General features: G+C 30.4%; 8 protein-coding genes. All 8 read left to right on the top strand.

The features are described 5' to 3' along the window. Nucleotides 1-81: 81 nt before the first annotated feature. Nucleotides 82-660: a hypothetical protein gene (locus Q0O83_RS07590; RefSeq protein WP_294095846.1), complete on the top strand. Its 579-nt coding sequence runs from the start codon at nt 82-84 to the stop codon at nt 658-660. A 113-nt stretch (nt 661-773) separates the two neighbouring features. Beyond that, on the top strand, nt 774-1,124 hold the full coding sequence (gene rplS / locus Q0O83_RS07585) for a 50S ribosomal protein L19 (RefSeq protein ID WP_294095843.1): 351 nt from the start codon (nt 774-776) through the stop codon (nt 1,122-1,124). A gap of 88 nt (nt 1,125-1,212) precedes the next feature. Beyond that, nucleotides 1,213-2,139, top strand: coding sequence for a signal peptidase I (gene lepB / locus Q0O83_RS07580; RefSeq protein ID WP_294095840.1), 927 nt, complete (start codon nt 1,213-1,215; stop codon nt 2,137-2,139). Between the two features lie 2 nt (nt 2,140-2,141). Continuing rightward, the gene (gene rimI, locus Q0O83_RS07575; RefSeq protein WP_294095839.1) at nt 2,142-2,567 is read left to right on the top strand and encodes a ribosomal protein S18-alanine N-acetyltransferase; all 426 of its coding nucleotides are present in this window, start codon (nt 2,142-2,144) and stop codon (nt 2,565-2,567) included. A gap of 25 nt (nt 2,568-2,592) precedes the next feature. Continuing rightward, nucleotides 2,593-4,026: an adenylosuccinate lyase gene (gene purB, locus Q0O83_RS07570; protein ID WP_294095837.1), complete on the top strand. Its 1,434-nt coding sequence runs from the start codon at nt 2,593-2,595 to the stop codon at nt 4,024-4,026. 1 nt (nt 4,027) lies between these two features. After that, complete coding sequence (locus Q0O83_RS07565) at nt 4,028-4,543, top strand: Gx transporter family protein (RefSeq protein ID WP_294095835.1); 516 nt, start codon at nt 4,028-4,030, stop codon at nt 4,541-4,543. Continuing rightward, nucleotides 4,540-5,898: a phosphoglucosamine mutase gene (gene glmM, locus Q0O83_RS07560; protein WP_294095833.1), complete on the top strand. Its 1,359-nt coding sequence runs from the start codon at nt 4,540-4,542 to the stop codon at nt 5,896-5,898. The genes Q0O83_RS07565 and glmM overlap by 4 nt, the downstream gene beginning before the upstream one ends. Before the next feature lie 8 nt (nt 5,899-5,906). Continuing rightward, a complete protein-coding gene (locus tag Q0O83_RS07555) occupies nt 5,907-6,617 on the top strand; it encodes a class I SAM-dependent methyltransferase (RefSeq protein WP_294095830.1) in 711 nt (236 codons plus the stop codon). The last annotated feature ends 22 nt before the right edge of the window (nt 6,618-6,639 follow it).

Raw genomic sequence — 6,639 nt, 5'->3', positions numbered from 1 at the left:
TTGTCGCTGGTTCGAGCCCAGCAAGAAGCGCCATTTTTTTATTTTTTGTAAAAAACAAAGAAAAGATAAAGGGGAATTTTAATGAAGAAGAAATTAGTAACAGGTTTATTAGGTTTATCATTAGCTTCTTTTGGAGCTGAAAGTTTTGAGTTAGGACTTTTATCACCAACACAATTGAGAGGGCCTCAGACAGATGTAAAAGGAGTAAGATTAGGATTAGTATACACTGAAAACCAAAATGTTGAGGGTGTAGATATAAATATAATTGCAAATAAAAAGCAAAATTTCAAAGGATTATCATTAGGGTCTATTTATGATAGAACAGAGAATAACTTTGAAGGAGCAAAATTAGGTTGGTTTTTCTTACCTATAACATTCAATAGTGTTGGTGGAAATATGACTGGAGTTCAATTCGGATTAATAAATATGGTTGAGCAAAATACAAAAGGAGTTCAAGTTGGTGGAGCTAACTTTACTGGAACTGGAACTGGATTACAATTTGGATTATTTAATAAAGCAGATAAAATAAGAGGATTACAATTAGGATTTGTAAATATGGCTGAAAACTTAGAAGGACTTCAAATAGGACTTGTAAATATGGCTGATAATAGTGAACTATTTGAAGTGTTACCGATTTTAAACTTTAACTTTAGATTTTAATCTTCTAAATTGACAAAGTTAATATTTTGTGATACACTAATATAGTTATTAAAACGAATATTCCGCTTTAATGGAATATAATTTGGTATTAAATGAATATTCAGGAGGCTAAAATGAAAGAAAAATTAATTCAATTAGTAGAGCAAAGCTACTTAAGAAACGACATTCCAGAATTCAAAGCTGGAGATACTATTGTAGTTCACTACAAAGTAAAAGAGGGTAACAAAGAAAGAGTACAATTATTCGAAGGTGTTGTAATCAGAGTAAACGGTGGAGGAGTAGCTAAGACTTTCACAGTTAGAAAAGTAACTGGAGGAGTAGGAGTAGAGAGAATCATTCCTGTAAACTCACCAATGATCGAGAAGATCGACGTTTTAAAGATCGGAAAAGTAAGAAGATCAAAGCTTTACTACTTAAGAGGACTTTCTGGAAAGAAAGCAAGAATCAAAGAGATCAGAAAGTAAGATTTCTAAAGCTAAGGAAGAACAATTCCTTAGCTTTTTTCTTTTTTTTGTGTTAAAATATATATAAATTGACTAGAGGAGTGGGTTTATGAGTAGAGAAAATATAATTTTGAATACAATTTTTTATGTAATTTTATCAGCATTTTTTATCTATATCTTTGTAAAAGAGAAAAAAATAGTAGCTATAATAGATGAAAAAAGAACAAAGTTTGAAGATAAGCTAGTAGAAAAATTAAACCTATCAGGAAAAACATCAGAAAAATTTCTAAGAAAAATAATAAAATTAATTGAGAGTTTAGGAAGTGCATTAATATTAGTATTAATTATACAAAAATTTTATATAGGTAACTTCTTAGTTCCAACAGGATCAATGATACCAACAATAGTTCCTAAAGATAGATTATTTGGAAATATGGTAATATATAACTTTAAAGCACCAGAAAGAGAGGATATTATTGTATTTAAAGAACCTATTGAAGATAAAGTTCTTTACACAAAGAGACTGATGGGGCTTCCAGGAGAAAAAGTTCAAATAAAATACGAAAGATTATTTGTAAATGGAGAAAAAATATCAGAAAGAGAATACTCAGCATTAGGAGAGTTAGGTTCTAAAGAGTGGACTATTCCTAAAAAAGGAGACACTGTAACAATAGTTCCAGGACAAGATTATAACTCTGCATTTGAAAGAGAAAATATAGATGTAGCAAAAGTTCAAAGCTTATTGAAAGAAAATGGCGCGTATGTTTCGCAGCTACTACCAGATGTTGAATTTTTAGTAAATGGTGTTCCAACTGGAATGATTTTAGATTTTATACACGACGATGAAGTTTTAAATAATCTTTTAAAAGGAAATACGGTTACGAAAACTTTAGATGAGGATTATTATTTAGCACTAGGAGACAACACTAACGGAAGTTATGATTCTAGGATGTGGGGATTTGTAAAAGATACTAGAATAAAAGGAAAAGCTTTAGTAAGATTCTGGCCTTTAAATAGAATAGGAATATTAAAATAGATATGATAATAGAAGTAAAAAAAGAAAATGAAGATATAATTTTTAAGATTAGTGAATTAGAAAAAGAAATTTTTCCGGAAAGTTTTTATTCTGTGGATATGTTAAAAGAGATGGCAGAGAAAAATGAATATACAATTTTAGTTTGTGATGAAGAGGTTAAAGGATATCTTTTATTACATGATTCATTTGATTTATATGAGATTATGAAAATTGCAACTAAAAAAGAGTTTAGGAAAAATGGAATTGGAAACCAATTGATTGATTATTATTTAAGTAAATATGATAAAAGTTTATTTTTAGAAGTTAGAGAAAGTAATAAAGTGACACAACACTTTTATGAAAATATAGGATTTGTGGTAGTTGGGAATAGAAAAAACTATTACCCAAATGGAGAAGCAGCAGTTTTAATGTCGCTAGAAAGAAATTAATATATATTCAGGAGGAAAATTAATAATGAACAGAGAAATTTATTCGAACCCTTTAGCAGAAAGATATAGCTCAAAGGAGATGCTAGAAGTATTCTCACCAAAATTTAAATTCTCTACATGGAGAAAATTATGGTATGTTTTAGCTGAAACTGAACAAGAGTTAGGTCTTGATATATCTGACGAGCAGTTAGCAGAAATGAAAGCTAATATAGAGAATATTGATTACGAGTTAGCAAACGAAATGGAAAAAAAGTTTAGACACGATGTAATGGCTCATGTTCACACGTTTGGAACAGCTGCACCGAAAGCTATGCCAATAATACATTTAGGGGCAACAAGTGCATATGTAGGAGATAATACAGATTTAATTCAAATAAAAGAAGGATTAAATATAGTAAAGAAAAAATTAGTAAATGTAATGGATGGTTTAGCTAAGTTCTCAAATGAGTACAAAGATTTACCAACATTAGGATTCACTCATTTCCAAGCAGCACAGTTAACTACTGTAGGAAAAAGAGCAACTCTTTGGTTACAAAGTTTAATTTTAGATTTAGAAGAGTTAGAATTCAGACAAGATACTTTAAGATTTAGAGGAGTTAAAGGTACAACTGGAACTCAAGCATCTTTTGAAGAGTTATTTAATGGAGACTTTAAGAAAGTTAAAGCTTTAGATGAAAGAGTAGCTGAAAAAATGGGATTCAATAAAAGATTCTTAGTTACTGGACAAACTTATGATAGAAAAATTGATTCAGAAGTATCAAATCTTTTAAGTAACATAGCTCAATCAGCTCATAAGTTTACAAATGATTTAAGATTGTTACAACATTTAAAAGAGATTGAAGAACCATTTGAAAAAAATCAAATAGGATCATCAGCAATGGCGTATAAAAGAAATCCTATGAGAAGTGAAAGAATATCATCACTAGCTAAGTTTGTAATAGCATTACAACAAAGTACTGCAATGACAGCTTCAACTCAATGGTTTGAAAGAACTTTAGATGATTCAGCTAATAAAAGATTAGCATTACCTCAAGCTTTCTTAGCTGTTGACGCAATACTAATTATTTGGAAAAATATATTAGAAGGATTAGTAGTTTATCCAAAAATGATAGAGAAGCATATCATGGCAGAGTTACCATTCATGGCTACAGAGTATATAATCATGGAAGGTGTAAAAAAAGGTGGAGATAGACAAGAGCTTCATGAGTTAATAAGAGTTCATTCAATGGAAGCTGGAAAACAAGTTAAAGTTGAAGGGCTTGAAAATGATTTGATAGAAAGAATTATAAATGATTCATCATTTGATATTGATAGAGATAAGTTGATGCAAATCTTAGATCCTAAAAACTTTATAGGATTCGCTTCTGAGCAAGTAGTGGATTTCCTAGAAGTTGAAGTAAATCCTATATTAGAAAAGAATAAAGAGTTATTAGGAATGGATACAGATTTAAAGGTGTAATATGAAAGATAAAAGAAGGAGATACTTAACCGCTTTTGTGTTATTAGCTCTTTATTTATCATTGATAGAAACACTGATTCCAAAACCGTTTCCTTGGATGAAGCTAGGTTTAGCTAATGTTGCTACAATAATAGCTTTAGAAAAATTTGATAAAAAAATGGCAATAGAAATATTACTTTTAAGAATTTTTATTCAAGGGATGATGCTAGGAACAATGTTTTCACCTAGTTTTATAATAAGTTTAATGTCAGGAGGGGCTAGTACCCTCTTGACAATTTTATTATTTAAGTATAGAAAGAATCTATCATTGATTGCAATATGTATAAGTGGAGCTTTTATTCATAATTTAACACAACTATTTGTTGTTTACTTTTTACTTTTTAGAAATATAAGTATTATGAGTAAATCTATTTTTATATTTATATGGGGATTTTTATTTATGGGGTGTATTTCAGGGGTAATAACAGGGTACATATGTGAGAGATTACAAATTAGAAGGGAGAGAGAAAAAGGATGAGAAAATATTTTGGAACAGATGGAATAAGAGGAGAAGCTAATAAGGAGTTAACAGTTGAGTTAGCTTTAAAACTAGGATACGCATTGGGATATACTTTAAAAAAGCAATATCCGGATAAAAAAAGAATAAGAGTAATTATGGGGTCAGACACAAGAAGATCGGGGTATATGCTAAGATCAGCTTTAACAGCAGGTTTAAACTCGATGGGAATTAATATAGACTTTGTTGGAGTAATCCCAACACCGGGAGTTGCATATTTAACACAAAAGAGTACAGCAAAAGCTGGAATAATGATATCAGCGTCACACAATCCTGCAAGAGATAATGGAATAAAAATTTTCTGGGAGGATGGATACAAGCTTCCAGATGAAGTTGAATTAGAAATAGAAGCTCTAATGGATAATGTAGAGGAGATAACGAAAGATCCAATAGCAGGAGATGAAGTAGGAAGATTTACATATGCAGAGGATGAGTACTATTTATATAGAGACCATGTGATATCGACAGTTTCAGGAGATTTCTCGGGAATGAAAATTATTTTAGATGCAGCTAATGGATCAGCATATAGAGTGGCAAAAGAGGTATTCTTGGCTTTAGGAGCAGAGATAGTTATTATAAATGATGCACCTAACGGTAAAAATATAAATGTTAAATGCGGATCGACTCATCCTGAAATACTTTCAAAAGTTGTAATGGGATATGAAGCTGATTTAGGATTAGCTTATGATGGAGATGCAGATAGACTGATTGCAGTTGATAAATTTGGAAACATAATAGATGGAGATAAAATTATAGCTGTGTTAGCTTTAGGAATGAAAAATAGAGGAGAGCTAAAAAATAACCAAGTTGTTACAACTGTAATGAGTAATATGGGGTTTGAAAGCTACCTATCAGATAAAGGTGTTAACTTAATAAGAGCAAATGTAGGGGACAGATATGTTCTTGAGAAAATGAAAGAGTTAAGTGTTAATATAGGTGGAGAGCAATCAGGGCATATAATTTTATCAGATTTTGGAACTACAGGAGATGGAGTTTTAACATCTGTAAAGTTAGTTGAAGCTATAAGAGATTCAGGAAAATCTTTAGATGAATTGGTAAGTGAGATTGTAGATTGGCCACAGTTACTAATCAATGTAAGAGTTGATAATAGTAAGAAGAATCTATGGAATAAGAATGAAGTTATAGTAAAGTATATAGAAGATAAAGAGTTGGAGATGGCTGGACTTGGAAGAGTTTTAGTGAGAACATCTGGAACAGAACCAATTGTAAGAGTAATGGTAGAAGGAAAAGAGATGGCAACTGTTGAAAGAGTAGCAAAGGAGATAGCAGCTGTTGTAGAAAAAGAGTTAGTTTAGGAGAGACGATGTATTATAAGAATTTTTCAAAAGTTTATGATAAGTTTATGCAGCATTGTGATTATGATCAATGGGCTGAATTGGTAAAAGAAAAAATAAGAGAATCAGGAGTAGAAGGTAAAAAGTTATTAGATTTAGGATGTGGAACTGGAGAAACTTTAGTTAGATTAAAAGATGATTTTGAATGTTCTGGGTTAGATTTATCTCATGATATGTTAACTATAGCTAATAAAAAACTAAAAAATAAAGGTGTCCCATTATTTGTAGCAGATATGAGAGAGTTTGATACAGGTGAAAAGTACGATATAATTATGTCTCTTTTTGATACAGTAAATCACCTAACTTCTTTAGATGATTTAGATGATCTTATGAAATGCATATATAATTCATTGAATCCCGGAGGAATATATATATTTGATGTCATAAATAGAGAATTTATGGACAAGATGTTCCCGGGAGGGGTTTATTATGATGACAGAAAAGATATGACAATTATTTGGGAGCATTTTAGAGAGGAAGATCTTGATATTGTTGAAGCTGTTTATTTTGTAAAAAATAGAGCTGGACACTATGAAAAATTAAAGGAATTCTACGAGAAAAGAATTTTTGAAGAGTTCGAAATTAGAAAAATTCTTGAAAAAAATAATTTAAACTTGTTAAGTATTGGTAAAAATGATAGAATAGCTGGGGAGAGATTTTTTTACGTGGTAAAAAAATAATTTGAGTCCCTCAGGGAGTGAA

It is taken from the genome of uncultured Cetobacterium sp. (assembly GCF_945952365.1).
In the GTDB taxonomy this organism is placed as follows: Bacteria; Fusobacteriota; Fusobacteriia; order Fusobacteriales; family Fusobacteriaceae; genus Cetobacterium_A.
Note: the sequence above shows the minus strand (reverse complement) of the source record. Positions and strands in the feature narration are given on the sequence as shown.